Here is a 26,581-nt window from a genome sequence, read left to right on the forward strand (position 1 = left end):
ATCCCAAGAATGCCAGTCTATCCGCGAATCGCCTGGATGGTCGCCTCGACCAGCGCCTCGGGCGTGGGACGATCGGCCACGGCGGCCACCGGAAGCCCGAGCCGCGTCAGCGCCGCCGCCGTCGTGGGCCCGATGGCCACCAGCCGCGCCGCCCCCAACAGCTCACGCCCGGCCGCCTCCAAGAAGGCCTCCACCGTGCGCGGCGAGGCGAAGAGGGCCACGTGCGGCGGCGAGGCCTGGAGTTGCGCCTGGGCCTCGGGCGGCAGCGGCACGGACGCGGAGCGGTACGCCGTCACCCGCGTCACCCTCAACCCATGCTCTCGCAGTGCGTCCTCCAACTCGCGGCGTCCCTCCTCCGCGGCCGGCAACAGAACCTCGTCCTCCGGATCCAGCGCGGGGCGCATGGCTTCGTAGAGCCCCGCCCCGGTGCCCTCGGGGGACTCGACGAACACGTTCAGCCCGTAGCCCTCCACGGTGCGCGCGGTACGCGGCCCCACCGCGGCGATGCGCACCCGCGCCAGGAGCTCCGTCGTGCCAGCCTCTCGCAGCGCCTCCATCAGCGACTCCACCGCCGAGGGGCTCGCGAACACCACCCACTTGTAGCGCTGGATGGACTCCGCGGCCGCCATCAGCGGACGGGGATTCTCCGGAGGCAGCAGCTCCAACAGCGGTACATGCAGCACTTCCGCGCCCTCGTCCTCCAGGAGGAAACACAGCTCCTCCGAGCGTTCACGCGGGCGCGTCACCAAAACACGGATGCCTTCGAGTCGCCTTTCCACGGCCGGGCACTCTAGGACTCCGGCACGGGTGTGGGGCGACCAAAATCACGGAGGATCTCCGCCGCGCCGCGCGACAGCAGATCCTCGGCGAGCGCCTCACCCACCGCGAGCGCCGTCTCCACCGGGCCGCTGCGCTCTCCCTCCACCACCTTCGAGCCATCCGGCCGCCCCACCAGTCCACGCAGGTGGACGGTGTCACCCACCACCGTGGCATGTCCGGCCAATGGGACGGTGCACCCGCCCTCGAGCCGGGCCATGAAGGCGCGCTCGGCCGTCACCGCCACGCGCGTCGTCGCGTCCTCGAGCGGCGCCAGCAGGCCACGCACCTCGGCGTCCTCGGTACGGCATTGGATGGCGAGCACCCCCTGCCCCACCGCCGGCAGGCTGACGCTGGTGGGCAGCACCTCGGAGATCTCCGTCTCCAACCCCAGACGCTTGAGACCCGCGTAGGCGAGCACCGCGCCGTGCAGATCCAGCTCGCGCATGCGAGCCAGCCGGGTCTGCACGTTGCCGCGCAGGCTGATGATCTCCAGGTCCGGCCGCCGCGAGCGCAGGATGCAGCTGCGCCGCAGCGAGGACGTGCCCACGCGAGCCCCCTTGGGCAGCATGTCCAGCGAGAGCCCGGCGGGGCTGCAGAAGGCGTCGCGCGGATCCTCCCGCTTGGGCACCGACGCGAGCAGCAGGCCCGCGGGCAGCACGGACGTCATGTCCTTGAGGCTGTGCACGGCCAGGTCCGCGCGGCCATCGAGCAGCGACTGTTCAATCTCCTTCACGAACAGCCCCTTGCCCCCCACGGAGGACAGGGGCGCGGAGAGGAACCGGTCGCCCGCGGTGGTCATCTCCACGAAGGAGACCTGCAAACCCGGGTGCTGCTGGGCGAGCAGCGAGCCCACGTGACGGGCCTGCCAGAGCGCCAGCGGGCTCTGCCGGGTAGCGATGCGTACGGCCTTCATCCCTTGCCTCCGTTGACCACCACGTTGGGTCCGGCCGTTCCCGCGGGCGCGGGCACTTCGTCGAGCCCGAAGAGCTCGGCGGCGGCTCCGGCCAGCCGGTTGCCCTCGTGCTCGGGACCCACCGCCCTCAACCGGGCCGTGGGCTCGTGCAGCAGCTTGTTGACGATGGCGCGCGCCATGGCCTCGACGCTCTTGCGCTGCTTGTCGGTGAGGCCGTCACCAATGGAGGAGAGCGTGCGCTCCACCTCGGCGCGGGCGATGGCCTCACCGCGCTGGCGCAGCTGCGCGAGCACGGGCACGCCGTTGCGCACGGCCTTGTCACGCACGAAGCGAGCCACCTCCTGGGCCACCAGCACGCCCGCCTTCTGCGCCTCCTCGGCGCGGGCGGCGGCGTTGTCCGCCACGAACTTCTGGATGTCGTCCACGTCGTAGGCGTGCACCCAGTCCAGCTCCCCGACCTCGGGGGCGATGTCTCGCGGCACGGCCAGGTCCACCATGAAGAGGGTCCGGTACTTGCGAGCCTTGCCCACCGCGCCCACGTTCTCCTTCGTAAAGAGGGGCAGCGGCGACGCCGTGCTGCACACCACCACGTCCGCCGCGGTGAGCAGCGTGAACAGCTCCTCGAAGGGGCGCGCGGTGGCCCCCACTTCCGCCGCGAGCGACTCGGCGCGCGACAGCGTACGGTTGGCCACGAAGAGCCGGGTGGCGCCCGCCTGCTTCAGGTGACGCGCCGCCAGTTCCGCCATCTCGCCCGCGCCCACCAGCAGCACCGTCTTGTCCCGGAGCCCGTCGAACACCTTGCTCGCGAGCGCCACGGCCGCGCTGGCCATGGAAGTGGCGGCCCGGCCGATGGCGGTCTCCGTGCGCACCCGCTTGGCGCAGCCGAAGGCCGCGGCGCACACGCGCGTCAGCTCGCCCCGCACCGCGCCCGAGCCCTGGCCCCGCTCGAAGGCGTCCTTCACCTGGCCCAGGATTTGAGCCTCGCCCAGCACCATGGAGTCCAGGCTGGCCGACACCCGGAAGAGGTGGACGAGCGCGTCCTCGCCCCGGTGCTCGTAGAGGTGCTCCAGCGTCTCCGGGCCACCGAGCTGTTGCAGTGCGCCGCGGGCGCTCTCGCGCACCTGGTTCATGTCCGGCGCGGCCAGGTACAGCTCCACCCGGTTGCAGGTGGACACGAGCAGCGCCTCGTTGGGCGCCTGGGCCAGGTGCTGCAACAGCTCCACCTGCCGGTCCTCCGGCAACGCGAGCCGCTCACGAACGGACAGGGGCGCCGTCCGGTGCGACAGACCGATGCACAGGAACTCCATGGCTAGCGCCAACCTCCCCCGACGTGGGTGAAGTCATACGACGAGAGGAAGCACACCAGCAGCAAGGCGAACCCCGTCATGGTCAGCAGCGCGACACGCCGGCCTCGCCATCCTCCGAAGGAGCGGGCACTGACGAGCGCGGCGAAGACCCCCCAGGCCACCAGCGTGGCGATCTGCTTGGACTGCCAGGCCCAGACGAAGCCCGGTGCCCCGCTGGAGAAGAAGGCCCCGGTGACGAGCGTCACCGACAGCGCGATGAAGCCCAACACCACGAGCTGGCGGTTGAGGGTGTCGAGGAACTCCAACGAGGGCAGGCGCGCGAAGAGCAGGCCGAAGCGCTTGCCCTTCACCTGGCGCTCCATCAGCAAATACATCCCCGCCACTCCGGCGGCCACGGCCGAAGCGGCCACACCCAGCAGCGCGATGGAGATGTGCAGGGGAAGCAAGGGCCGCTGCACATCTGAGTGAAGCGGGTGCCCCCCGTCCAGCAGAACTCCCGGCAGCAGCACCGCCACCGCTAATGGCGTGATGAAGGCGCCAATCACCGGCTTGCGGTAGCGCACATCCACCACCAGGAAGATGGCGAGCAGCAGGAAGGCGAAGGTGGAGAAGCCCTGGGCCATGCCGACGGGACGGCCGCCCTGGGCCCCGAAGAGCCCGAAGAGGGCCACTCCATGCAGGGCCAGTCCCATGCCCACCAACATGCGGCCGGTGGTCGCGAACGCCCCCAACTGCCGGACGAGGTAGGCCAGATAGACCAGCGCCGCGACGACGTAGGCGTGGCAGGCGAGGGAGACCAGCGCGTGGTTCATGGCAGGACAACCCAACAGGCTGAGCGGCTCAGCCCATTTTGTTCAGAAGGAAGGCGGCGAGGAGATCCGTCTCGGAGCCCGGCTTGCCCTCCGCCGACGCGGCATCCGAGGGAGAGACGGGCACCTCGGCCAGATAACCGGGAACCACTTCGTATGCCGTGTCTCCGAGCAGCACCGAGTCGGCCATCTGCTCGGCTCCCAGGGTCTTGAGCTGATCCTCGGTCTTCACCTTGCTCACCAGACCGTTGGCGTCCTCGCCGGTGACGAGCTGCACGATGTGCACGGCCGGTGTCACCGGGTACACACCTTCCTCACCGGTCACCACCAGTACCCCGTCCTTCACGTCCGCTTTGTCCTCCAGTGCCCACTCCTCGAGCTGGGTCTGGGGAAGGAAGAGCCTCATCACGGCGCTAGCTTACACCTCTGCGCTCCGAGCCGAAGCGCCATCTGCCATTCCACCCTGAACGTCTTGCGACCCTCCCGCCCCGTCCGCATCTAAGCAGGCGAAGGGGCGGGAAGAATCCCGTCCTTGCAGGCCCGGCGGACGCGTACTAGAGCACGCGCCTCCTTGCTTACCTGCATGCCGGAGGAGACACATGGCAGGCGATGACGTGATGAACATCGGGGATGGGGATTTCGACAAGGAAGTGCTGAAGTCCGACCAGCCCGTACTGGTGGATTTCTGGGCGACGTGGTGTGCCCCGTGCCGGGCCATTGCCCCCGCCGTCGCGGAGCTGGCGACCCAGTACAAGGGCAAGGTGAAGGTGGCGAAGATCAACATCGACGACAACCAGGACACGCCGCAGCAGTACGGCATCCGCTCCATCCCCACCCTGCTCGTCTTCAAGGGCGGCAAGGTCGTGGAGCAGATCGTCGGCGCCGTGCCCAAGACGAAGCTCGAGGCCGCGCTCAAGAAGGTCATCTGAGCCGGACCTCGTCCCGCGCGGGAGGCCCGCTCCCGGGTCTCCGCGCGGTGACGCAGTGCGCAGGGCCTATTCGCCCCGCCACGTATCCGAGGGGTTGTTGGCCTTGAGGAGCTCCCACGCGGCGAGCGCGTCCACCACCCGCTCCAGCTCGTTGGGCAGGCCGCGCGCCCGGTTGGAGCGCAGGTATTCCTCGGCGAAGGTGCGCAGCCGCATGTCCAGGAAGAGGCGCGCCAGCGACACCTCCGTCTGTCCGTAGAACTCCTCGAAGCGGATGCCGAAGCCCGAGGTCTCTTCCTCGCGGCGGGCCCGCTGCTCACGCACGATGCGGGCGCGTGCCTCGACGGGCGCCCCACCCTGCTCCAGCGAGAAGCGCACCCGGAGCTCCGTGTCCAGGGGCAGGAAGAAGGTGCTCTCCACGAAGGCTCCCCCCACACTCACGTTGGCCGAGCGCAGGGTGGCGGTGAAGCGCCGGGCGCCTTCGCCATCGTCGATCCACAGCTCGAAGTTCGTGGCGAGCCGTGCGCGGGGAAAGTGCCGGTGCTCCACCTCTTCTTCGGGGGCCGTCTCGATGATGGGCGAGAAGAAGCTCCGCGGTGAGGAGGGTGACGCCGGGGAACGAGCAGGTAGCCCGGGTCTCGCAGGAGGCGGTGCCACGGGAGCCGTGCGGCGCAGAGGATCCACGCGCGGAGCGGGCGCGACGGGCGGCGTCACGCGAGCCGGCTCCATCCGGGGAGCCGGTGGAGGCTCCACTCGCGGGGCCGGCGGAGGAGCTGCCTGCGTACGCTCGGTGACCTCCGCCTGCTCGGCGGGTGCCTTCTTCCGGGAGCCCTTCCTGTCCATCTTCTCCTCCAGGGGAACGGACAGATTTCCATACCCCAACCGGCGCCTTTCATACACCATGCGCGCCCCCGTCCGCGCGCGGAGATTGCATGCTGGGAAACCTCCTGAAGCCCGAGTTCGACGCGCTCATCTCCGCCAAGGACTGGAACGCCCTGCGCGAGGCCTTCTCGGAAATGGATCCGGCGGACGTGGCCGAGGTCGTCGAGGATCTGCCCGAGGACGAGAGCGGCATCATCTTCCGGCTGCTGCCTCGCGACATGGCCGCGCTCGTCTTCGAGTACCTGCCGCCGCACCAGCAGACGGAGATCGTCGGGACCCTGGGCAAGGAGCAGCTGAAGAACCTGCTGGACGAGATGGCGCCGGACGATCGCACGCGCCTGCTCGAGGAGCTGCCGGCCGAGGTGACGAAGCGGCTGCTCACCACGCTGTCCCCGGAGGAGCTGAAGGTCGCCCGCAACCTGCTGGGCTACCCGGAGAAGAGCGCCGGCCGCTACATGACGCCGGAGTACCTCACCATCCCGGGGAACCTGACGGCGGGCGAGGCGCTCGAGTACGTGCGCGCCCACGGGCAGGGCCGCGAAACGCTGCACGTGCTCTATGTCGTGGACGAGAAGGGGCGGCTGCTGGACGACGTGCGGCTGGCCTCGCTGGTGCTGGCGGATCCGAAGTCGAAGGTGACGGACATCCATGACCGGCAGCTGGTGAGCATCCCGGCCACGGCGGATCGCGAGGAGTTCATCAGCCTGTTCGAGAAGTACGACCGGGTGGCGCTGCCCGTGACGGACTCGCGGGGCGTGCTGGTGGGCATCATCACGGTGGACGACGTGCTGGACGCGGCCGAGGAGGAGGCCACCGAGGACATCCAGCGCATCGGCGGTATGGAGGCCCTGGAGGCGCCCTACCTGGACATCGGAATCGCCGGGATGCTGCGCAAGCGCGTGGGCTGGCTGACGGTGCTCTTCGTGGGGCAGATGTTCACCGCCACCGCCATGGCCTACTACCAGGACGCCATCGCCCAGGCGGTGTTCCTCAGCGCCTTCGTGCCGCTGATCATCTCCTCGGGAGGCAACTCGGGCTCGCAGGCCACCTCGCTCATCATCCGCGCGCTGGCCGTGCGCGACGTGACGCTCAATGACTGGTGGAGGGTGGCCACTCGGGAGATCATCAGCGGCCTGGCGCTGGGCGTCTTCCTGGGGCTGCTGGGCCTCTTCCGGATCCTCATGTGGCCCCAGCGCGAGGTGCTCTACGGCCCCCACTTCGCCTGGGTGGGCGTGGCGGTGGGCCTGAGCGTGGTGGGCGTGGTGACGTTCGGCACGCTTTGCGGCTCGATGCTGCCCTTCCTGCTGCGGCGGCTCGGGTTGGATCCCGCCACCGCCTCGGCGCCCTTCGTGGCCACGCTGGTGGACGTCACCGGCGTGATCATCTACTTCACCGTGGTGACCCTCATCCTCACCGGCCGCGCGCTCTGAACCGGCCGCGCGCTCCGGGCCCTCGGGTGTGGCTCACCGCCCCGAGACGACGTTCTGGTCTCCGGCGGAGCCCCCACCCCGCTGCCCCCGGTACTCATTGTCCGGGACGTGGATGAGGACGACCTCCATCACCTTGTTGCGCCGGGTCTGGCTCGTCTCGGAGAGCACGTTGCCGCGCCACTGGTACGGATCCGCGGTGGCCGTGCGCGGAGCCTCGACCAGCTCCGTCTCCGCGAGCGACAGGCGACGGATGAGACACTCCGCCCGGAGCACCACCTGCAGATCATTGTCCTGGGTGGGATCTGGCGCCGCCGGAGGGAACTCGTCCACGTTGTCCGAGAGGGTGACGCGGAAGTCGGCGGGGTGGCTGCCGTCGACCACGCTTCCGTCGATGCGGCCGAAGGAGCCCTCGCCCCACTTGGTGGGGTCCATCTCCTCCGGGTTGTTGTAGCCGGTGGAGCCGGGCATCCCCGCCAGCATGTCGTTCCACCGGGGGTAGCGGTCGCCGTAGAACTTGCGGCCCCACTGCGCGGCGGACTCGGCACACGTCTGCGCGTCGATGTCGCGCACGGAACGGCCACTGCGCTCCCGCTCCGCTCCCGTGTAGGCGAGCACCCCGAAGATGATGAGGGCGAGCAACAGCGTCACGGCCAGGGCCGTCAGGAGGGTGGAACCACGTGGAGCACGGGACTTCATGTGACGCTCTCCTGCCATCAGATGCGCGGGGCGACGAGGTTCTTGAGCAACACCACGGTGCTGAGCACACGGCGACGGTACCCGCTGGAGGGGGGCCGCGTGCCCGCGCTGTCGAGATCGATTCCCCGCTCGAACGGGGTGTCTTCGTTCGTGACGAACGCGCCCTTGTCGTTCACCAGCGTGTTGCTGGTGCGCGCCGAGAGACTGACGCGGGCGAAGGAGAGCCCCGGGTCGAGCACAGGGCCGGTGGGTCCCTCGTCGGTGTAGGCGTTGGCGCCGCTGCCATCCGCCACCCCATCGTCGTTGCGGTCATATGCCCACTGCACCTGGAAGTCCTCGACGTTGCGCGCCAGCACCGTCTGCTGGAGCGGCGCGAGCGTCCGGGGATCCAACGTCTCCATCACCAGGTCGGCGCGCTCCGCGGCGGTCCCGGCCGGAGGCACGTACACCACGCGGTAGCGGATGACCTGGACCGGGAACACCGTGGCACCGGGCTCGATGGGAATCTGCGAGTCCTGCAGGGCGGTGGGATCGTTCGCGCCCACGTCCAGGTCCACGGACCTCAGCGCCCCGTTGAGGGTCTTGCGCGTGAAGGTCACGAGCATGGCGCGCTGGAAGTTGGTGACGAGCGCGCTCTCCCCGTTCAGGAAGACATCGCGCTGGACCCCGGGCGTCGTCGGCTGACGCCCATCCGGCGCCACGCTGAGCACGTGGGGCGTGAGCGCCCCCACCAGCACGGAGCGCCGATCCGCCGCGTAGCGCAGGAGCGTCAGCGAGTCGGGTTTCTGCGGCATGGTCGGCTCATGGAGGGCCACCGCGCCGTTGGTGAAGAGCACGGCCGGGCGCTGCTGCCGCGCGCCGGTCGCATCCATGAACGAAAACACGCCGCCCCCGGCGCCCGCGGAGGACATGGCCCGGGCCACGTGCCGCAGGGCCGTGCGGGCCTCCTCGTTGGCGTCCGACAGCAGCTGCTGGTTGCGCTGCATCCGCCCGGCGGCCAGCAGCACCGCCGCGGCCGCCGCGAGCATCAACACGCCGAGCGCCGCTCCGATGAGCAGCTCGATCAGGGTCAGGCCGCGCTCGGAGCGCCGCACCCGGGCTACCGGGTCAGGAGGGCACTGGTGACGACGCATTGGGAATCACCCTCGTTGAAGTCCTTGCACTCCCCATCCGACGCGTGGCTGACCGCGACGAAGATCCGCCAGAGGTCCCCCTGGGAGCCCGCGGCGGCGACCCGCTGGAAGCGCACATAGCGGCGGTACTGGCAGGTGGGGTGATGGCCCTCATCGACCGTCCCGGTGCGCCTGCAGGGACGGCCGTAGATGTCCACCCACCCCACCAGGGACGGCTGGCTCCCGTCACACAGCTCCGCCAGCGTGCTGCCAAAGTGCTCCTGGCAGTCCGCGGGAGTCCCATCGGGGAGGAAGCCCGCCGAGGCCGCCGCGCGCAGCTTCGTCTTCTGATCGCCGAGCGTCAGCCCGTCCAGCCGCTGCTGCGCCAGGCGCATGGCCACGTAATGGCGGTACGAGGCGCTGGAGGACCGGGCGGCGATGGTGTTGGCGGACACCAACGCCAGCGCCGCCACCGCCACCAGCGCCATGGCCACCATCACCTCGACGAGGGTCAGACCCCGTGGATGTCGCGTGCCGCGCATGGGCCACCTACTCCGAGAGCGCACGGCCCAGGTCCAGCCAGGAACCCACGCGCGCCGGGGTGCGCTTGCCACCCAGCCCCGTCGTCGGCACCGCGCCACCCAAGGCAGCGGGCGGAGTCCTCTGCAGACCCACCATGCTCTGGGTGATGATAGTGCCGTCGGGCAGCACGAGCCCACCCGCCGCCGCCTTGCCGCTCTCGCCCACCACCTTGTCCGCCGTGGCCTGACTCAGGTCGAGCACGTGGGTGCGTCCCTGCATGTCCGAGCTGAAGGGATCCGACTCGGTGGTGCCGTAGGCCGAGGTGAGCACGATCTTGCTGCCCACGAGCTTCGGCGAGCCCACGGCCCGCTCCTTCTCCGCCAGCTCGAGGTACAGGGCGGCCCCCGGCTTCGTGGTGCCCCGCAGACCCATCTGGGCGTCCAGCGACGACGAGACCTGGGTCTGCTTGTCATAGGAGAGCTGATCGCGGATGCGCAGATCCTCCGGGTTGGACGCCACCACGTACACCCGGCCCTTGATGGTGGGGTTGACCGCGAGCACCCAGTCCGGTCCTCCGGTGCCGAAGACGAGCGCCAGCTTGCCGGCGGCCGCGTTGCCCACGCCCAGGGAGGAGAACATGCCCCCCGCCAGGCTGTAGGGCAGCCGCATGATGGCGGGCACGGTGCTGATGGGGTGCTGCGCGTTGTTGGTGGTGAAGAGCGGGTAGCTGCCGGAGCCCGTGGTCACGCTGTCGAAGTAGTTGAGGTTGACGCCCGTGTGGATGGACAGCTCCCAGAGCCGGCCCTCCATGTCACCCACGTACACGCGGTCCATGCTGCCGTCGCCGTCCACGTCCAGCGTGGAGGTGCCTCCCGGCACGGAGTTGGAGGTGGTGGCGCCGTAGGGCCGCTCCCACTGCCAGAGCTTCTTGCCCGTGCCCGCGTCGAGCGCGAACACCTGCATCTGCTGCGCCCCGGTCCTCGCGCCGTTGGTGGAGACGATGAGCTGGAAGGTGGGCCGGTTGCCCCGGCGCACCGGAACCAGGTTCATGTCCAGCGAGTCCCCGAGGTCCGTGTAGTTGTAGGGGCCCGTGAGCGTCGCCGAGGACAGCTCCTTGTAGTTGGGCGTGGGGCCGCCCGCCTTGTCCGACCACAGGAAGGCCGTGTTGTTGACTGCAACGGGGTCATCCATGTGATCCACGCTCGCCGTCACGTCCCACAAGACGATGGGCTTGAGCGGATTGGTCACATCCAGCGCGAAGATCTCCCCGCCCAGCCGGCCGGAGCCGGAGACGAGCACCGTGCGCCAGCGGAAGATGCCGGTGTTGCGCTCGTCTGGAGAGAGCACACCATCCGCGTTCTTGTCCTCGTAGTCGACGTACACGTCGGACACCACGGGCGACACGTCCACCCGGGCGTTGTTGGTGAGCAGGCGGGAGAGCTGGCCCTTGGGGATGAAGGCCCACACCTCCGTGCCCTGAGCCGGCGGCGTGAAGTTGACCCCGGAGCCCCGCAGGTAGAGGGCGTGGAGCTGACCGTCGAGCCCTCCGATGTAGATCATCTCCGGCCGGGTGACCTTGATGTACTGGCTGGCGCCGACCACCGCCGCGCTCGCATGGTCCAGGCCGCCGAGCGTCGCGCGGACCTCGCCGAACTGGCGGTTGTCACAGTCGGAGATGGTGGGCGTCATCGTGTCCGTCCTGTTGCTGTCGGTGGTGTCGTGCGCCACGCAGTAACCGCGCACCCGCTGCAGGAAGTGCTGGCTCGTGTGGTTGAGCTCCGTGAGCTTCGAGGCCGGGACCGATGGGTCGATCTTCCCGTTGCCGTCCAGGTCCACCACGCTCACGCCCGCGGAGTTACGGTCCAGCGTGAGCGCCTCCTGGAGATCGCACATCCCCTCGATCTTCCCGGTGGTCTCCGTATCCAGACAGCTGGAGCCGAGCTGCGCCAGGTTGAAGGACACCCGCTTGAGCCCCTCCTGGTTGGAGCCCAGCACGGTGAAGATGTTGCGGCTGCCCGGGGCGGGCACGCGCTCGGAGGCCTCCCACTCGGCGTTCTTGCTGAAGCCCTGGCGGTTGGTGTCGATGTTGTCGGCCAGCAGCGAGCGGAACCGGCCCTCGATGTAGGGGAAGACCCAGTCCGCGGCCTTGTCCGCGCGGAAGTTGATGCGCTCGGGGAAGAGCGCCTGGGGCGGCGTGTGCAGGTAGGTGCCCGACAGGACGTGCACCTGATTCACCGAGCCGTCCGCCTTGTAGGTGACGTCGGCCACCGGCTCGGAGCGGCTGGTCTCCAGCGACTCGGGCTTGAAGGCCAGGTTGAGCAGCGTGTTGAGCACGATGCGGTTGCCGGCGGTCGCGGCCGAGAAGCTGTGGCCGGCCAGGTAGAGCACGTTCCCCTTCTGGCGGTTGTTGTCCTTGGGACGCGAGATGTAGATGTCCCAGCCGTCCTTGGCGGCGGTGCCCGACTTCGTGGAGATCATCTGCACGGTGCCCGTGCCGTAGTTCTTGCTCCTGCGCGGCCGGAAGCCCTCGACGGCACCGAAGGTGAGGGAGAACGGGTAGTCGCCCTTCTGGCTGAAGAGGTCCGCGTAGTTGCGGAAGATGTAGCAGTCACCCCGGACGCCCGGATCCGAGCAGTCCTGCCCGTTCGGCGCGAAGCCCGATTCGCCGACGAGCTGGTTGGTCGTCATGGTCTGCAGACCCACCCCCGGGTTGTTGTCCGTCGTCGACATGAACTGGGTGGGATCGTTGTCGTCGTAGAGCTCGCGGCTGGAGTCGTCCGCCTTGAAGCTGTCCTCGTACGTCGCGATCGACGCGCACTCGTTGAAGATGCTGTTCCCGAGGTCCACGAAGTGGGAGATGTTCGCCAGCGCGGCCTTGAGGTTCGCCTGCTGCGAGCGATCTCCCTCCCAGTGCGGAGACCACAGCACCTTGTAGTACGTCTTGTTCGGCGTGCTCGCGTTCGGCGCGTAGTTGATCTTCCCCTTGGGGAAGCTGGCGGTGGAGATCAGATCCCTGTCCTGATCGAGCACGTCGAAGATCTTCCCGTGGCTCTCGAAGGTGCCCTCGGCGCCCGCGAAGTTCAGGCCGGCGTTCTTGAGGTACTCGCGGAGGATCTCCACCGAACCGGCGTTCGACGTGTTGCGCCCCCGGACGAGCGCGATGGGGGGAGGAACCTCGTTCATGATGCGGGCGATGGGGGCCACGAAGGCGTTGTTGACCCGGTGCACGCGGACGTTGAAGTTCGAGCCCGGGGCGCAGTCGACGCCGCCTTCACTGCCGCGGAACAGCGCGAAGTCGGCGTGGTTCTTCAGCAGGTCCACCGCCTTGGCCGCATCGGTGGCGTCGATGAGGAAGGGCCCGCCCATGTAGCGCAGCCGCGCCTGGTTCCGGTCCACCTTGAAGGCGCCCTCCCCCGTGCCGTTGGGGTTGGAGCTCGTGTCGAAGGTGTCGAAGTCATCCTTGAAGGTGCCCCGGGCGTTCTCCAACAGGGACACCGGCCGGCCGCTCGCCTTGGCCACCTCGAAGTCACACCCGTCGATGTACACCGCCGGGGAGTCCACCTTGGTCTTGCACCGGTGGTGACTCGTCTTGTTGGGCTGTACCGCCCAGTACACGGTCACCCCCTGCTGCAACAGGCGGTAGACGAGCCCATAGGCCGACGTTGCCCCACACTGGGTCTGGTAGGCCTTCTGCATGGGGATGATGAGAGAGCCCTGCTCGAAACGAACGTCTGTGGCGCCCGCTGTCACGGGCAGCAACATCAGACACACGAGCAGCAACGGGCGGATGCGAAGCGCTGTCATCTTCGTCCTCCGAAAGGAGCGCGGGGGGAGTCCCGACCGGGGGGTCGGATCTGCGCCTACACTTTCGGTGGCGAACATACAGCAAGCCAGCCGGTAAAGAACATAGAGAACAGGTAAAACCGTGAGGGTATACCTGCCCCGTCATCCGACTAGAGCCTCCCTGAGAGGGAGGAAACCTACTCTGGGGAGCTCAAAACATATGGCGGCGCATGCTGATGTTCACCAGCAGACCAATGCTGAGCATCACGCTGAGCAGGGAGGAGCCGCCGTAGCTGAGCAGCGGCAGGGTGATGCCCGTCACGGGGAGCAGGCCGATGACCATGCCGATGTTCTCGAACACCTGCCAGAAGATCATCGACACCACGCCCACCGCCACGAAGGCGCCGAACCTGTCCCGGGCGTTGAAGCCCACACCCAACCCCAGGGTGAAGATGAGGCCGTAGAGCACCAGCAGGAGCACGCACATGAGGTAGCCGTGCTCCTCGGCCCACACGGAGAAGATGAAGTCCGTGTGCTGCTCGGGGAGGAAGGACAGGCCCGTCTGGGTCCCCTCCTTCCAGCCCTTGCCGTGCAGGCCGCCGGAGCCCACGGCGATCTTCGACTGGGCGGCGTGGTAGCCGCTGCCCCGCAGGTCCGACTCCGGATCCAACCACCCGGAGATGCGCTTGCTCTGGTGCGACTTGAGCATGTGCCGGACGATGGTGGTGCGCGGCTCGGGCACGTCCCGCACGTAGTCGTTCCAGATGATGATCGCCCCGGCGAGCAGGCCCACCACCATCACCGCCACCAGGTACCAGCGCACCTTGCCGAACAGGATGACGGTGAGCGAGGACAGGAAGATCATCAGCGCGGTGCCCAGGTCCGGCTGCACCAGCACCAGCACGAAGGGCACCATCACCACCAGCACCGGCTTCACCAGGCGCTTGAGGCCGTAGGAGCCGTCTCCAGGCTTGAAGTCGTCGTGGTAGACCTTGGCCAGCATGAGCAGCACGCCGATCTTCATGAACTCGGCGGGCTGGATGCGGATGGGGCCCAGCACGAACCAGCTCTCGGCGCCCTTGGCCTTGTGGCCGATGAGCCGCAGCGCGAGCAGCGCCAGGATGTTGAGCACGTAGATAGGCAGCGCCATCCGGTGCAGGAAGCGGTAGTCCACCAGGCACACGACGAGCCCGGCCACCAGGCTGACGCCCAGGTAGATGGCCTGGCTCGTCCACACGGGCGAGGCCTGCGCGCGCGAGGCCGAGGCCAGGTTGAAGATGCCCAGCCCCGACACCGCGAGGACACTGAAAATGAGTCCCCACGGGATGTGGGGCACCATCCGCCGCTCAATCCGCAGTTGCATCGTCCCCTCTTGACCCCGGGGCACCCCGGGTGAGCGCGACGTCGTCCAGGCTCGGCGCGTTGGGCAGCGTCGACACATAGGGCGTGTTCTGGCGCTGCGGCGGGTTGGCCGCGTCCTCCTTCTTCAGCTCGAAGTACTTCTGGATGACCGCCATGCCCGTGGGTCCGGCGTCCACACCACCGTGGCCACCGTGCTCGTTGATGACGACCACGGCGATCTCCGGATTGTCTGCGGGCGCGAGCGCGGCGAACCACGCATGGTCGCGCTGGAAGAAGTCCATCTGCTGCGTCTTGAGGCGCACCGCGCCGATCGTGGCCACCTGCGCGGTGCCCGTCTTGCCCGCCACCACGACGTCCTTCAGCCCGGCCTTGAAGGACTGGTAGGTCCTGTAGGCGGTGCCACCCGGCTCGTTCACCACCGACACGAGCGCATCCATCACCGCCTTGCGGTGCGCCTCGGGAATCTCCACCTTGCGCACCACCTGCGGATCGAACTGCTGGAGGACCTCGCCATCCAGGCCCTCGACGCGCTCGACGAGCTGCGGCTTGTACAGCGTGCCGCCGTTGCCGATGGCCGCGTACACCATGGCGAGCTGCAGCGGCGTGACGTTGACGTCGCCCTGGCCCATGGAGCTGTTGAGCGCCATGCCCTTGGTGTAGCCGCCTGGGGACAGTTTGTTGTGGTACTCGCTGGAGGGCATGATGCCCGGCACCTCGGCGAGCACGCCGATGCCCGTGGGAGCGCCCAGACCGAACGCCTTGCCCATCTCCGCGATCGGATCCAACCCGATGGTATCGGCCACCTTGTAGAACCAGGAGTCACACGAGTACTGCAGCGCCGTCTTGCCGTTCACCGGGCCGTGGCCGCTGTCCTTGTGGCAGCGCCAGGTGCGCGCGCCGAGCCGGTAGCCGCCCGTGCAGTTCACCGTCGTCTCCGGCCGGAAGAGGCCCGACTTGTAGGCCGCCAGCGCGGTAATCACCTTGAAGGTGGAGCCCGGGCTGAAGTGGTTGGCGGAGACGCGGTTGATCATCGGCTGGAGCGGATCCTTCGCCAGCGAGGCCATCTGCGCCGGAGTGACGCGGCCGGTGAGCAGGTTGGGGTCGAACCCGGGCCGAGACACCAGCGCGCGGATGAGGCCCGTCTTCACGTCCACGGCCACCACCGCGCCCGCCGCGCCCGGGAAGGCCCGCTCGGCCGCCTCCTGCAGGCGCATGTCGACGGACAGCACCAGGTTGTTGCCCGGCCGCGACGGCACCACCGCGTCCTTGCCCAGCTTGTCGCTGAACTCCTCGATGACCTTGCCGCGCGCGTTGACGACCTCCTTGCGCACGCCGTCCGTGCCGCGCAGCGTGGTCTCGAAGTAGCGCTCCAGGCCGCGCCGCCCGATGTAGTCGCCCAGCGCGTAGTGGCCCCCCTCCGATTTGAGCTTCTCGAGCTCTTCGGTGGTGATTTCGTTCATGTACCCGAGCACGTGCGAGAGCACGCTCGAGGTGCGGTAGTTGCGGTGTGGCACGGGCACCACTTCCACACCGTCCAGCATGTCGCGGCGGGCGTTGATGCGGTCGTACTCGTCGCGCGTCAGGTCGATGCGCACCGGCAGGGGCTGGAAGGGCGCCGTGCGGCGTGCCGCGCGGACCTGCTCGTCCACCCTCTTGCGCGAGGCCTCGTCCCACCCGAGCAGCTCGCCCAGGCGCGGCAGCACCTCCTCGGAGCAGTTGGTGCAGAAGGCCGGGGTGATGAAGGCGTCGAAGGAGGGACGGCTGTCCACCAGGATGGTGCCGCGCCGGTCCTTGATGAGGCCGCGGTCCGCGCGCAGGCGCACCTCCTTCACGAAGTTCGCCACGCTCTTGGCGGCGTACTCCTCGCCCTGGGTGATTTGAAGGCGGTAGAGCTGGACGGCGAGCGCCACCATCCCGGCCACCATGGCCAGTCCCACCCACACGAAACGGCGCTTGAGATCGCGCCCGGGAGTCGTCTCGGACAGCGTCGGAGGCGTCACCGCAGCAACCCCGCTGAAGAAGTACGGTCCTGCGAGGCCTCGAAGCGCTTCAGCAGGGGATAGAGGAACACGGCCGCCACGCCCGTGAGCGTCACCTGCAGGGGCAGGCCCGGCAGCGACGCCAGGGGAGTGCCTTCCTTCGTGGTGAGCCAGGTGAAGAAGCCCGCGAGCATGCCGTGGCCCACGTCCGCGCCCATGGCGAAGAGGGCGAAGGCCGCGCGGCCGCGCACCTCCACCAGGCTCACCACCAGCTTGCCCACCAGGAAGGTGAAGACGGCCAGGAAGGTGAAGAGGCCGGTGGGCTGCCCGCTCATCAGGTCGAGCAGGTAGCCCACCGCGAAGGAGGAGATGGCCCCCTCCTGGGTATTGGCGCGCATGGCCAGGAAGGCCACCAGCACCACCGTCACGTCGATGCGGCTGATGGCCAGGCCCAGCTGCTGCACCATCACCGACTCCAGGGTGAGCAGCAGCAACGCCAGTCCGATGGTGACCAGGAACTTCATCTAACGCTCACCTCCGGAACCACCCGCCGAGCCCTGCACCAGGGCGCCGAAGGGATTGCCTCGCACGAGCACCTCCTCCAGCCGCGTGGTGTCCACCGCGGGCTCCACGTCACCGCCCAGGAACATGCCGTGCTCCGTCTTCTCCAGGTTCGTCACCTTCCCCACCACCAGGCCCGGAGGGTACACGCCATCCGTGCCGGAGGTGATGATGAGATCGCCCACCTGGACATCCTCGGTGCGCAGCATGTTCTCCAGCCGCAGCGGGCCCTTGCCCTCGCCCGCCGCGGTGCCTCGCGCCCGCGAGCGCTGCACTCTGACACCCACCCGGCTCTGAGCGTCCGTCACCAGCGCCACATCCGCCCACCCGCCCGTGGTGCGCACCACCTGGCCGACGATACCGTCCGGAGTCACCACGGACATGCCGCGGAACACCCCGTCCGACTCGCCCCGGTTGATCCTCACCGACAGCAGCTTGGCCACCGGATTCACCCCTATGACCCGCGCGGCGATTTCCGGCCCCGGCGCCGCCTCGGCGTAGCCGAGCAGGCCTCGCAGCCGCTCGTTCTCCGTCCGCGTCTCGCCGAGCGCCTGCACGGCGGCCCGCAGCTGCAGGTTCTCCGCGCGCAGCTGCTCGTTCTCCTGCCGCACCTCGCGCAGGTCGATGTAGCCGAACACCACGGCCTTGACCCCGTCGATGAGGCCCACCAGTCCGCGCTGCAAGGGGGCGGTCAAGCCAATGACCGCCCGGTCCACGAAATTGGGGTCACGCCCGCGCCGGCCCGTCGTCAGGAAAGCCCCGAACGGGTAGAGCAGCAGCACGCCCACGATGAGAAGCGTCCGGTAGCGCTTGAGAAGCGACAGCACTTCGTGAAGGTCCGTGTAGGAGAGAGGGAGCGGCAGGAAGGACGGGGGGGCTCGCTAACTACTCTGAATCGCTTGCATTTTCTGGGGTGTTGCTCTAGGCAGTCAAGGTCTTCACGGAGGGTGGCGTTTCATCGTCCACCATCCGACCGGGCACCCAACACACGCGCGTCGCGAATCCTTCCACCGGGTGGAATCAATCGGCGCGTCTCAAGGCATGGAAACGGTCACGGCATCATGAAGGACACTCTCGAGCCGCGAAAGGTCGTCGTCTCGCTCATCATCATCGCGATCGCGGTGGTGTTCACTGTGCAGTTTGGCCCAGGCAGCTCGGGCTTCGGCCGGGCGAACCAGGCAGGCACCACACATACGGCCGCCGCCACGGTCAACGGCAAGGAGATTCCGGCCCTGGAGTTCCGCCGCGAGTACGCGAACCAGCTCCAGTACCTCCGCCAGCAGGGCAGCCCCGTCACCGAGGCGGTCGCCCGCCAGTTCGGCCTCCCCCAGCAGGTGCTGGAGCGGATGGTGAACACGGAGCTGCTGGCCCAGGCAGGTGAGAAGCATGGAATCCAGGCCTCGGACGAGGAGATCCTGAAGATCCTCGAGCACAGCCCCGAGTTCCAGAAGGAGGGCCAGTTCGACTACGCCACGTACCAGCAGGTGCTGCGCGACTACTTCCGGCAGACGCCCGCGGACTACGAGGCGGACCTGCGCAAGCGGCTGACGGCGCAGAAGATGCTGGAGGTGGTGCAGAACGGCGCGGTCGTCTCCGACGACGAGGTGCGCACGCGCTTCGAGAAGGAGGGCAACCAGGCGCGCATCGTGTTCGCCCGCTTCCTGCCCTCCATGTACGCCGAGAAGGTGCCCGCCCCGAGCGCGGCGGACCTGGGCACCTACAAGCAGGCGCATGAGAAGGACATCAAGGACTACTACGAGGCCAACCGCTTCGTGTACCAGCAGCCCGAGCGCATCCACGCGCGGCAGATCCTCCTGAAGCTGGCCCCCAACGCCACGCCGGAGCAGAAGGCCAAGGCGATGGAGCGCGCCCAGGCGCTGCGCAAGGAGATCGAGGGCGGCAAGGACTTCGGCGAGGTGGCCAGGGCCAGCAGCGAGGACCCGGGCACCAAGGCCAACGGCGGAGACCTGGGCTGGGTGGAGCGCGGCAACTGGGACCCCGCGCTGGCCAACGCGGCCTTCACGCTCGAGGCCGGCCAGGTGACGCAGCCCGTCGAGACGAAGTTCGGCGTCCACCTGGTGAAGGTGGAGGAGAAGAAGCCGCCCCAGGACAAGAAGCTGGAGGAGGTCCAGGACGAGATCGCCACCACGCTCTACAAGCGTGACAAGGCCAAGGAGCAGGCCAAGGCCGAGGCGGACAAGGCGCTGGCCGAGGTGAAGGGTGGCAAGGCGATCACCGCGCTCTTCCCGCCGGAGAAGGAGCAGCCGGCGCTGCTGCGCTTCGAGACGGAGACGCGTCCGGAGGCGGTGCAGACGGACACCTTCAACGCCGCCAGCACCAGCGTGCCGCACCTCGGCCCCGCGCCGGACCTGCTCACCGCCGTGTTCGCCAGCAAGGGCCCGCAGGCGCTCGATCAGGTCTTCCCCGTGGGCGAGGGCTACGTGGTGGCCCAGGTGACCGAGCGCCAGCTGCCGGATGACGCGAAGTTCGCCGAGAAGAAGGAGGAGCTGCGCAAGCAGGCCCTGAAGGCCAAGGAGTACGAGGTGGCCGACTCCTTCCTCAAGTCGCTGAAGAAGACCGGCAAGGTGGAGACGCACACCAGCGTCATCGACCAGGTGGCCGGCGGGTAGTCGTCACGAGAGGCCCGGCCTCTCGCGCAGGGGGCGTCACCCTTCGGGGCGGCGCCCCCTTCTTCATTTCCGGCCGGGCTTCATCGCCACGCCACCCGGCATGTCCCCGTGGGGCACGGCGACGCAGACGTCATCGCGGCCTCGCGCCTTGGCGGCGTACATGGCGAAGTCCGCCGCCCGCACCAGGTCCACCGAGGACAGCGCGTGCTCCGGGTAGGTGGCCACCCCGAGGCTCGCCGTCACCTGCAGGTCCAGCCCCTGCGCCTGCTGGAAGTGCCGGGTGCGGAAGACATCGCGGATGCGCGTGGCGCTCGTCATCGCCCCGTCCGTGCCCGTCTCCACCAGCAGCAGGGCGAACTCGTCCCCGCCATAGCGGAAGACGTAGTCCAGCTGCCGGCAGCAGGAGACGAGCAGCTCGCCCACCTCCTTCAGCACGGCGCTGCCCACCAGGTGCCCATGGGCATCGTTGATGGACTTGAACCGGTCCAGGTCCAGGAAGATGAGCGACACCGGGTGGTGGAAGCGCTGCGAGCGCCGCACCTCGTGCTCCAGCTGCGCGCGCAGGTGCCGGGCATTGAAGACGCCCGTGTGCTCGTCGGTGATGGTGAGCTCCTGCACCCGCCGGAAGTTGCGCGCGTTCTCGATGGCGATGGCCGCGAAATCCGAGATGGCCGTGAGCGCCATCAGGTCATCCTGGGTGAAGGGCCGGTCCGCCACGCCATTCACCAGCTCGATGACGCCCAGCACCTGCCCCCGCGCGATGAGCGGCACCGCCACGATGGAGCGGGTGTGGAAGGCCGACGCATCATCGAAGCGCGAGGCGAAGGCGGGATCCCTCGACACGTCCTCCACCAGCCGGGCCGTCCCCGTGGAGAAGACGGTGCCGGCGATGCCCTCGCCCGAGGCCAGTTGCAGCCCCTTGAGCGCCTCGGCCCCATCCCCCACGGCGATCTCGAAGTAGAGCTTGCCCGTGCGCTCATCCACCAACAGCAGCGACCAGTTGCGGGGTCTGAGAAGGCTGCGCACCTTCTCCATCATCAGGTTCAGCACCTCTCGCAGCTCGAGCGTCGAGGTGAGCGCCTTGGCGATGTCGTTATAGGCGGCCAACTGCTCCACCGTGCGCGTCATGGCCGCGAGCAGGTCCGCGGGATTCATCCAGAGTCCACTCCAGGGCGCAGTTCTGCTAGAGGCGAGCCGTAACATGCACACATCAGTGGGTCAAACCCGGCTCGTTCTCGCATCCGCTTCGCCGCGTCGGCGCGAGCTGCTCGGCCAGCTCGGACTGTCCTTCGAGGTGTCCGCGGCGGACATCGACGAAACCCCCCACCAGGGCGAGGCAGCGCAAGCCTACGTGCTGAGGCTGGCCCGGGAAAAGGCCCGTGTGGTGGCGGCCCGCAATCCCGGGGCCTGGGTCCTGGCGGCGGACACCACCGTCGTCCTCGGGGACGAGCTGCTCGGCAAGCCCCACGACGCGGCCGAGGTCCGGGAGATGATGGGCCGGCTGTCAGGTAGGACACACGAGGTCCAGACGGGCGTGGCGCTCGCCGGCCCCACGGCCGAGCACTCCCTGGTGGTGCGCACCCGGGTGACCTTCCGGGCGCTGAGCGCGGGGGAGATCGCCTGGTACGCCAGCACGGGCGAGTCCCTGGACAAGGCGGGCGGCTATGCCATCCAGGGCAAGGGCGGCTTCCTGGTGGCGGCCGTGGAGGGCAGCCCCACCAACGTCATCGGCCTGCCCCTGGGTGAGACGCTCGAGTTGCTCACCCGGGCCGGCGTTCCCCTTCCCTGGAGCAAGCCATGAGCGGTGTCGCCGAGCGGCTGGCGGAGATACGGGCGCGAGTGGAGAAGGCGTGTGCCCGCGCGGGCCGGGAGCCCGGGTCCGTCACCCTGGTGGCCGTGTCCAAGCTGAAGCCGGCGGCCCTCATCCGCGAGGCGTATGCGGCGGGGCAGCGGGACTTCGGGGAGAACTACGCGCAGGAGCTGCGGGACAAGGCCGCGGAGCTGGCGAACCTGGAGGGCCTGCGCTGGCACGCCATCGGGCCGCTGCAGACGAACAAGGTGAAGTATGTGGCGAAGGCCGCGCTCGCCTTCCACGCGCTGGACAGGCTGGAGGTGGCGCAGGAGCTGTCCCGCCGCCGGCAGGACTCGCCCATTCCCTGTTACGTCGAGGTGAACGTGGGCGGCGAGGCCAGCAAGAGCGGGCTGGCGCCGGAGGCACTCGGGCCCTTCCTGGAGTCCGTGCGTGCGCTGCCAGGGTTGCGGGTGGAGGGCCTCATGTCGCTGCCCCCGCCCACCGAGGACGAGCAGGTGGCGCGCGGCTACTTCCGCACGCTGCGGGAGTTGGCCCGGCAACACGGGCTGACGGGCCTGTCCATGGGCACCACCCATGACTTCGAGCTGGCCATCGAAGAAGGAGCCACCCTGGTCCGGGTGGGCACCGCCATCTTCGGCGAGCGGACCTGAGGGACGGCTCCCCGAGCCCTGCCCGGGGAGCTCACAGCTCCTTGAACTTGAAGCGGCCGTTGTCCTGGGCCTTCACCAAGAACTCGCAGCCGCAGTAGTTGCAGAGCACCTCCTGGCCGTCCGCGAGCGCGTCCTCGAGCGGATTGTTGGCATTGCACTCGGGGCAGTCGAAGTCCTTGCGGGCCCCCTTCGCACCCGAGTCCTTCTCGTCCTCGTCCACGTAGTAGTCCAACGGCATCGCGTCCCTCCTCTGGGCCAGGAAACGGCTCCGGCACACCGGCCGGCCGCGCCCAGGCTAGCAGCCTCGTGGGGGGAGCGGCTCTTCTACCCCACCTGGAGTGAGAGGCGCCTGGCCGCATGCAGGACGGCCGGGCCCCGCCCGCCATCCACCCGGGCGGGCATGAATGGCGGAATCCACGGTTGAATGCGCCCACCGGCGATTCGTCCACGAAGATGCAGCCGGGGGGTTGCGGTCTGGCGGAGGAGTTGGCGCGCCAGGATGCGGCTGCCTACCTTCCGCACCTGCCAACTGGCCAGGTCGCGGAGCACCGAGCCAGGAGCCATCGATGCGCGAGCAGTGCAAGGGAGTGTTCACCGGATTGCTGTTCAGCCTCCTGCTGTCGGGGGCGGCCCTCGCCCAGGGAGAGGCGCGGTCCGCCTTCGGCCCGGGTGAGCAGGCGCGCTATCGCGTCCAGTTCCTGGGGGTGACGGCGGGCTCGGCGCAGGTGACGGTGGGTGCGCCCATGAAGCAGTGGGGCAAGGACGTGTGGCCCATCGTGGCGGTGGCGAAGTCGGAGGCGGTGGCGGGGGTGTGGCCCATCAAGGACAAGTTCGTCTCCTACTGGGAGCACGGGGCGCAGCGGGTGCTGGGCTCGGACATGCTCGAGGACGAGAACCACCAGCGCCGCCGCATGCGCGTGAAGCAGAGCGAGGACGGCAGGTCCGCCGTGGTGGTGAAGCAGAAGGGGGGCGAGACGCCCCGCGAGTACAACCACGAGCTGGCCGAGGGCACCCTCGACGTGGCCGGGGCGACGTTCGCGCTGCGCAACCGCGCGCTGGAGGTGGGCAAGGAGTACACCTACCCCGTCTTCACCGGCACGAAGAGCTTCACGATGAAGGCGAAGGTGGAGGCGAAGGAGACCCTGAAGACGGAGCTGGGGAAGCAGGAGGTGTACCGGCTGCGCGTGTACACCGAGTTCTCCGGCAACCTGGCCTCCAAGCGCGACCTGGTGGCCTGGCTGACGGCGGACGCTCGGCACCTGCCGGTGCGCATCGAGGCGGAGCTCGCCCTGGGCTCCATCGTCGCGGAGTTGACGGAGTACGAGCAGGGCAAGGTCCTCGCGCCGGCTCCGGCGGCGACGGCCCGGAACGAAACCTAGAGCGGCGCCGTGCGGTAGGCGCGGAACGGGGGGCAGCATGGGGGCGGGTTGGGTGGCGGAGTGGGTGCTCGCGGGGATGCTGGCCGCGGCGCCCGAGCCTCGGGTGGTATCCGCGCTGGAGAAGGTGCGGCCGGGAGTCACGCTGAAGGGCGAGAAGGAGGCCCGGTTGAGCCTCGCCCGCGGTGAGTGCGAGGGCGCCCAGGTGGTGCTGCCGCCGGGGACCTCGCGCGTGAAGGTGAAGCCCCTGACGCTGCGCGGGCCGGGCAAGGCCCTGGAGGCCTCGGTGTGGCGCGAGGCCTACCTGGACGTGAAGACGCCCTCCAACTCGCAGGGAGGCACGGGGCCGTGGCCGGACCCGCTCGTGCCGGTGGAGGCCCCGCCCGGCGCGCGGGAAGTCCCCGCAGTCCTCTACGTGGAGCTGTGCACGCTGGAGGCCCAGGCGCCGGGCACGTACCAGGGCGCGCTGAGCGTGGAGGCGGATGGCAAGCCGCTCGCGCCCGTCCCCTTCACCGCGGAGGTGCAGCCCTTCGTCCTGCCGGCCACGTCCTCACTGCCCAACAGCTTCGGCATCTCGCTCTACAGCATCGCCCGGGGCCACGGGTTGAAGCCCGAGTCCCCCGAGGCCCGCGAGCTCCTGCATGACTACGCTCGCGAGCTGCTGGCCCACCGCATCAGCGCCCACGGCATGAGCATGCAACCCCCGCCGGTGCGCTTCGAAGGCGGCAAGCCCGTGGTGGACTTCCGCGCCTACGACGCGGAGCTGGCGCCCTTCCTCGAGGGGACGGCGCTGCCCTCGGGGGCCCGCTTCACCACCACCGACGTGCGCGACAGCCCGGCGGCCCGCACCGACGCGGAGAAGGCCGCGTACTACCGCGCCTTCGCCGAGCACTTCCACGACAAGGGCTGGCGCACGCAGCTCTTCTTCTACGCCAAGGACGAGCCGAAGCCGGAGGACGTGCCACTCGTTCGCGCCCAGGCGCTCCGGGTGCGCGCCGCCAACAAGGACGTGCCGGTGCTCGTCACCGCCCCGCTGGATGACGCGCTGCGTGGCTCGGCGGACATCCTCACGCCCACCCTCAACTGCTTCTTCCCCCGCCCCGGGCCCCAGACGTGCCGCAACGTCCTCTCCCCGCAGACGCTGCGCGGCAGGCTCGATCCCCGTGTGAAGGTGTGGTGGTACCAGAGCTGCAACTCGCACGGCTGCACCGGTGGCCCCGCCGAGGACCCCGCGGTCGAGAAGGCCTACAGCGGCTGGGCCTCCTACATGGTGGACCACCCCGCCCCGCTCAACCGGGCCATGGGCCCGCTGGCCTTCCTCGCCGGAGTCGACGGCGAGCTCTATTTCGACACCGTCTACGCCTACAACACGAAGGACCCCTGGCAGGACGTCTTCGAGTTCGGCGGCAACGGCGACGGCACCCTCTTCTACCCGGGCACTCCGGCCCGGCCCGGATTCAGCCGCCACCAGCCCGTGACATCCTTGCGCCTCAAACACATCCGAGACGGGCTCGAGGACTACGAGTACCTCCGGCTGCTCGAGGCGCTCGGCGAGCGGACATTCGCCCGGGAGGCCGCGCGGCGGCTCGCCCGCTCGGGCTATGAAGTGGAGACGGATGCCCGGCAGTGGGAGCAGGTGCGCCGGGAGATGACCACGCGGCTGAGGAAGCGCTGGGAAGCGTCCGAATACGCGAAGCGTTCGGGCGTCCGTCCGAAGTGACGTGGAGACTTCTCACCTGGAATCAAGGATGAACGCCATGCGCACAGCCCTCGCGGCCCTCCTGTTCAGCCTCACCTCCACCGCCTGGGCCCAGCTGCCGGACGCGGACGGGCCCGAGGAACACAAGGCTCCGCCGCCCACCCAGGCACCGGCACCAGCTCCGACCCCCGTGCCTCCGTGCGCCCAGAAGCTGCCCACCCTTCGCAGCCCGCTGGCCTTCGCTCCGGGCGAGATTCTCGAGTTCGACCTCGACGCGATGGGCGCCACCGCCGGCAAGATGACGATGCAGGTGCAGAAGAAGCAGGACGGCTCGCTCCCGGTGCAGGTGCGAGTGCAGACCAACTCCTTCTTCTCCAAGGTGCGCCGCGTAGACGCCACCGCGGTGAGCTACATGCACCCGAAGACGCTGCGGCCCTCGCGCTACACCGAGGACGCCACGGAGAACGAGCAGCGCCGCACGGTGGACGTGGCCTTCAACGCCAAGAACCGCAGCGTCCGGGTGGACTACGTCCAGAGGGGCAAGCCGGGCCACAACGACTACACCTACCAGCACGAGGGCATGGACGTGGCCGGCACCGTCTACATGATGCGCCAGCTCCCCATGAAGGAGGGCCTGCCCCTGTGCTTCGACGTCTACGGCGTGCGCCGCATGTGGCGGATGACGGGCAGCGTGCTCAAGCGCGAGCACGTGTCCACGCCCCTCGGCGAGTTCGAGGCCTGGCACCTGGTCGGCACCGCGGTGCGCCTGGACAAGCCCTCGATGACGCGCGAGGTGCACGTGTGGATCTCCGACGACGATCGCCGGTTGCCGCTCGCGGCCGTGGGCGCCATCGACCTCGGAGCCGTGCGCGCCACCCTCACCTCGTTCTCCCGCCCGGGCGAGAAGGCTCAGCAGGCCCAGGGCAAGGAGCACCTCAAGTGGTAGACGTCTGACGCATCAGCCCCGCCGCCTGCGACAGCCGGCGGCGCACGCGCGTCACCACGTCGATCAGCAGCTCCAGCCGCTGCAGCACGAGGTAGTCGTCCCCGGCCTGGAGCAGCGACAGCGAGGACAGCATGCCCGGCTGGAGGGCCTCGAGCACGTCGGCGAAGTGCGCCTCGACGTCGCCGAGCGCCTCCAGGCCCTCGCGCAGATCATCCTCCAGGAAGTCCAGCAGCACGGTGGAATCGGCGCGCTCGGGCAGCGAGTGGCCGAGGTGCTCCACCGCCTGGCGGAGCGGATCGGCCCCCGCGCGGCGCAGCGTCGCGGGAGCGGCAACGAGGGCGGCAGCGGGTGTCGTCATGTGCGACA

At 69.1% G+C, this 26,581-nt stretch carries 25 protein-coding genes; 8 read left to right on the top strand and 17 right to left on the bottom strand.

Annotation, left to right across the window (positions count from 1 at the left end; all coding sequences use genetic code 11):
• Positions 1-17: 17 nt before the first annotated feature.
• From DAT35_RS44235 to DAT35_RS44255, 5 genes are read right to left on the bottom strand one after another with little or no spacing between them, the layout of a single operon-like run.
• Positions 18-779: a uroporphyrinogen-III synthase gene (locus DAT35_RS44235; protein WP_108075358.1), complete on the bottom strand. Its 762-nt coding sequence runs from the start codon at positions 777-779 to the stop codon at positions 18-20.
• A gap of 11 nt (positions 780-790) precedes the next feature.
• Entirely contained in the window at positions 791-1,732 is a 942-nt protein-coding gene (gene hemC, locus DAT35_RS44240; protein WP_108075359.1) for a hydroxymethylbilane synthase, read from the bottom strand.
• Positions 1,729-3,039, bottom strand: coding sequence for a glutamyl-tRNA reductase (gene hemA, locus DAT35_RS44245; protein ID WP_108075360.1), 1,311 nt, complete (start codon positions 3,037-3,039; stop codon positions 1,729-1,731). Before hemA ends, hemC begins: the two co-directional genes overlap by 4 nt.
• A 2-nt stretch (positions 3,040-3,041) precedes the next feature.
• Positions 3,042-3,851 (bottom strand): inner membrane protein YpjD, encoded by an 810-nt coding sequence (locus DAT35_RS44250; RefSeq protein ID WP_108075361.1) that lies wholly within the window; start codon positions 3,849-3,851, stop codon positions 3,042-3,044.
• A gap of 28 nt (positions 3,852-3,879) precedes the next feature.
• Positions 3,880-4,254 carry a hypothetical protein gene (locus DAT35_RS44255; RefSeq protein ID WP_108075362.1) on the bottom strand — a complete coding sequence of 125 codons (375 nt, stop codon included), beginning with the start codon at positions 4,252-4,254 and terminating at the stop codon, positions 3,880-3,882.
• A gap of 193 nt (positions 4,255-4,447) precedes the next feature.
• On the opposite strand from DAT35_RS44255, the gene trxA reads away from it, so the two are divergent.
• Positions 4,448-4,777 (top strand): thioredoxin, encoded by a 330-nt coding sequence (gene trxA, locus DAT35_RS44260; protein WP_108075363.1) that lies wholly within the window; start codon positions 4,448-4,450, stop codon positions 4,775-4,777.
• A gap of 66 nt (positions 4,778-4,843) precedes the next feature.
• Here the strand turns inward: trxA and DAT35_RS44265 are convergent, their stop codons facing one another.
• The gene (locus DAT35_RS44265) at positions 4,844-5,617 is read right to left on the bottom strand and encodes a PilZ domain-containing protein (RefSeq protein WP_108075472.1); all 774 of its coding nucleotides are present in this window, start codon (positions 5,615-5,617) and stop codon (positions 4,844-4,846) included.
• 89 nt (positions 5,618-5,706) lie between these two features.
• On the opposite strand from DAT35_RS44265, the gene mgtE reads away from it, so the two are divergent.
• Positions 5,707-7,086: a magnesium transporter gene (gene mgtE, locus DAT35_RS44270; protein ID WP_108075364.1), complete on the top strand. Its 1,380-nt coding sequence runs from the start codon at positions 5,707-5,709 to the stop codon at positions 7,084-7,086.
• Between the two features lie 33 nt (positions 7,087-7,119).
• Here mgtE and DAT35_RS44275 read toward each other — a convergent pair whose 3' ends face one another.
• The 8 genes from DAT35_RS44275 to mreC all read right to left on the bottom strand — a co-directional run bounded on the left by DAT35_RS44275 (position 7,120) and on the right by mreC (position 17,928).
• Entirely contained in the window at positions 7,120-7,782 is a 663-nt protein-coding gene (locus DAT35_RS44275) for a hypothetical protein (protein ID WP_108075365.1), read from the bottom strand.
• 17 nt (positions 7,783-7,799) lie between these two features.
• Complete coding sequence (locus DAT35_RS44280; protein WP_108075366.1) at positions 7,800-8,915, bottom strand: prepilin-type N-terminal cleavage/methylation domain-containing protein; 1,116 nt, start codon at positions 8,913-8,915, stop codon at positions 7,800-7,802.
• Complete coding sequence (locus tag DAT35_RS44285) at positions 8,882-9,436, bottom strand: prepilin-type N-terminal cleavage/methylation domain-containing protein (RefSeq protein ID WP_108075367.1); 555 nt, start codon at positions 9,434-9,436, stop codon at positions 8,882-8,884. The genes DAT35_RS44280 and DAT35_RS44285 overlap by 34 nt, the downstream gene beginning before the upstream one ends.
• 7 nt (positions 9,437-9,443) lie before the next feature.
• Positions 9,444-13,220: a hypothetical protein gene (locus tag DAT35_RS44290; protein WP_108075368.1), complete on the bottom strand. Its 3,777-nt coding sequence runs from the start codon at positions 13,218-13,220 to the stop codon at positions 9,444-9,446.
• Between the two features lie 190 nt (positions 13,221-13,410).
• The gene (gene rodA / locus DAT35_RS44295) at positions 13,411-14,562 is read right to left on the bottom strand and encodes a rod shape-determining protein RodA (RefSeq protein WP_108075369.1); all 1,152 of its coding nucleotides are present in this window, start codon (positions 14,560-14,562) and stop codon (positions 13,411-13,413) included.
• Positions 14,546-16,561, bottom strand: coding sequence for a penicillin-binding protein 2 (gene mrdA, locus DAT35_RS44300; protein ID WP_108075370.1), 2,016 nt, complete (start codon positions 16,559-16,561; stop codon positions 14,546-14,548). Before mrdA ends, rodA begins: the two co-directional genes overlap by 17 nt.
• Positions 16,558-17,064, bottom strand: coding sequence for a hypothetical protein (locus tag DAT35_RS44305; RefSeq protein WP_108075371.1), 507 nt, complete (start codon positions 17,062-17,064; stop codon positions 16,558-16,560). The genes mrdA and DAT35_RS44305 overlap by 4 nt, the downstream gene beginning before the upstream one ends.
• The gene (mreC, locus tag DAT35_RS44310; protein WP_108075372.1) at positions 17,065-17,928 is read right to left on the bottom strand and encodes a rod shape-determining protein MreC; all 864 of its coding nucleotides are present in this window, start codon (positions 17,926-17,928) and stop codon (positions 17,065-17,067) included.
• 234 nt (positions 17,929-18,162) lie between these two features.
• On the opposite strand from mreC, the gene DAT35_RS44315 reads away from it, so the two are divergent.
• On the top strand, positions 18,163-19,731 hold the full coding sequence (locus DAT35_RS44315) for a peptidylprolyl isomerase (RefSeq protein WP_108075373.1): 1,569 nt from the start codon (positions 18,163-18,165) through the stop codon (positions 19,729-19,731).
• Between the two features lie 63 nt (positions 19,732-19,794).
• On the opposite strand, the gene DAT35_RS44320 is transcribed toward DAT35_RS44315, so the two are convergent.
• Complete coding sequence (locus DAT35_RS44320; protein ID WP_108075374.1) at positions 19,795-20,886, bottom strand: diguanylate cyclase; 1,092 nt, start codon at positions 20,884-20,886, stop codon at positions 19,795-19,797.
• 46 nt (positions 20,887-20,932) lie between these two features.
• Here DAT35_RS44320 and DAT35_RS44325 point away from each other — a divergent pair, with 46 nt between their 5' ends.
• Both DAT35_RS44325 and DAT35_RS44330 read left to right on the top strand, forming a co-directional pair.
• A complete protein-coding gene (locus DAT35_RS44325; RefSeq protein ID WP_108075375.1) occupies positions 20,933-21,532 on the top strand; it encodes a nucleoside triphosphate pyrophosphatase in 600 nt (199 codons plus the stop codon).
• Positions 21,529-22,194: a YggS family pyridoxal phosphate-dependent enzyme gene (locus DAT35_RS44330; protein ID WP_108075376.1), complete on the top strand. Its 666-nt coding sequence runs from the start codon at positions 21,529-21,531 to the stop codon at positions 22,192-22,194. Before DAT35_RS44325 ends, DAT35_RS44330 begins: the two co-directional genes overlap by 4 nt.
• A gap of 31 nt (positions 22,195-22,225) precedes the next feature.
• On the opposite strand, the gene DAT35_RS44335 is transcribed toward DAT35_RS44330, so the two are convergent.
• A complete protein-coding gene (locus tag DAT35_RS44335) occupies positions 22,226-22,432 on the bottom strand; it encodes a hypothetical protein (protein WP_108075377.1) in 207 nt (68 codons plus the stop codon).
• 328 nt (positions 22,433-22,760) lie between these two features.
• Here DAT35_RS44335 and DAT35_RS44340 point away from each other — a divergent pair, with 328 nt between their 5' ends.
• The 3 genes from DAT35_RS44340 to DAT35_RS44350 are packed head-to-tail and all read left to right on the top strand — an operon-like array spanning position 22,761 to position 26,215.
• The gene (locus DAT35_RS44340; RefSeq protein ID WP_108075378.1) at positions 22,761-23,573 is read left to right on the top strand and encodes a DUF3108 domain-containing protein; all 813 of its coding nucleotides are present in this window, start codon (positions 22,761-22,763) and stop codon (positions 23,571-23,573) included.
• A 37-nt stretch (positions 23,574-23,610) separates the two neighbouring features.
• Positions 23,611-25,290: a DUF4091 domain-containing protein gene (locus tag DAT35_RS44345; RefSeq protein ID WP_108075379.1), complete on the top strand. Its 1,680-nt coding sequence runs from the start codon at positions 23,611-23,613 to the stop codon at positions 25,288-25,290.
• A 28-nt stretch (positions 25,291-25,318) separates the two neighbouring features.
• Positions 25,319-26,215 (top strand): DUF3108 domain-containing protein, encoded by an 897-nt coding sequence (locus tag DAT35_RS44350; RefSeq protein WP_108075380.1) that lies wholly within the window; start codon positions 25,319-25,321, stop codon positions 26,213-26,215.
• Here DAT35_RS44350 and DAT35_RS44355 read toward each other — a convergent pair.
• Positions 26,205-26,573 carry a hypothetical protein gene (locus DAT35_RS44355; RefSeq protein WP_199243185.1) on the bottom strand — a complete coding sequence of 123 codons (369 nt, stop codon included), beginning with the start codon at positions 26,571-26,573 and terminating at the stop codon, positions 26,205-26,207. The genes DAT35_RS44350 and DAT35_RS44355 overlap by 11 nt on opposite strands.
• Positions 26,574-26,581 lie beyond the last annotated feature (8 nt).

The organism is Vitiosangium sp. GDMCC 1.1324, assembly GCF_003044305.1.
Lineage (GTDB): Bacteria > Myxococcota > Myxococcia > Myxococcales > Myxococcaceae > Archangium.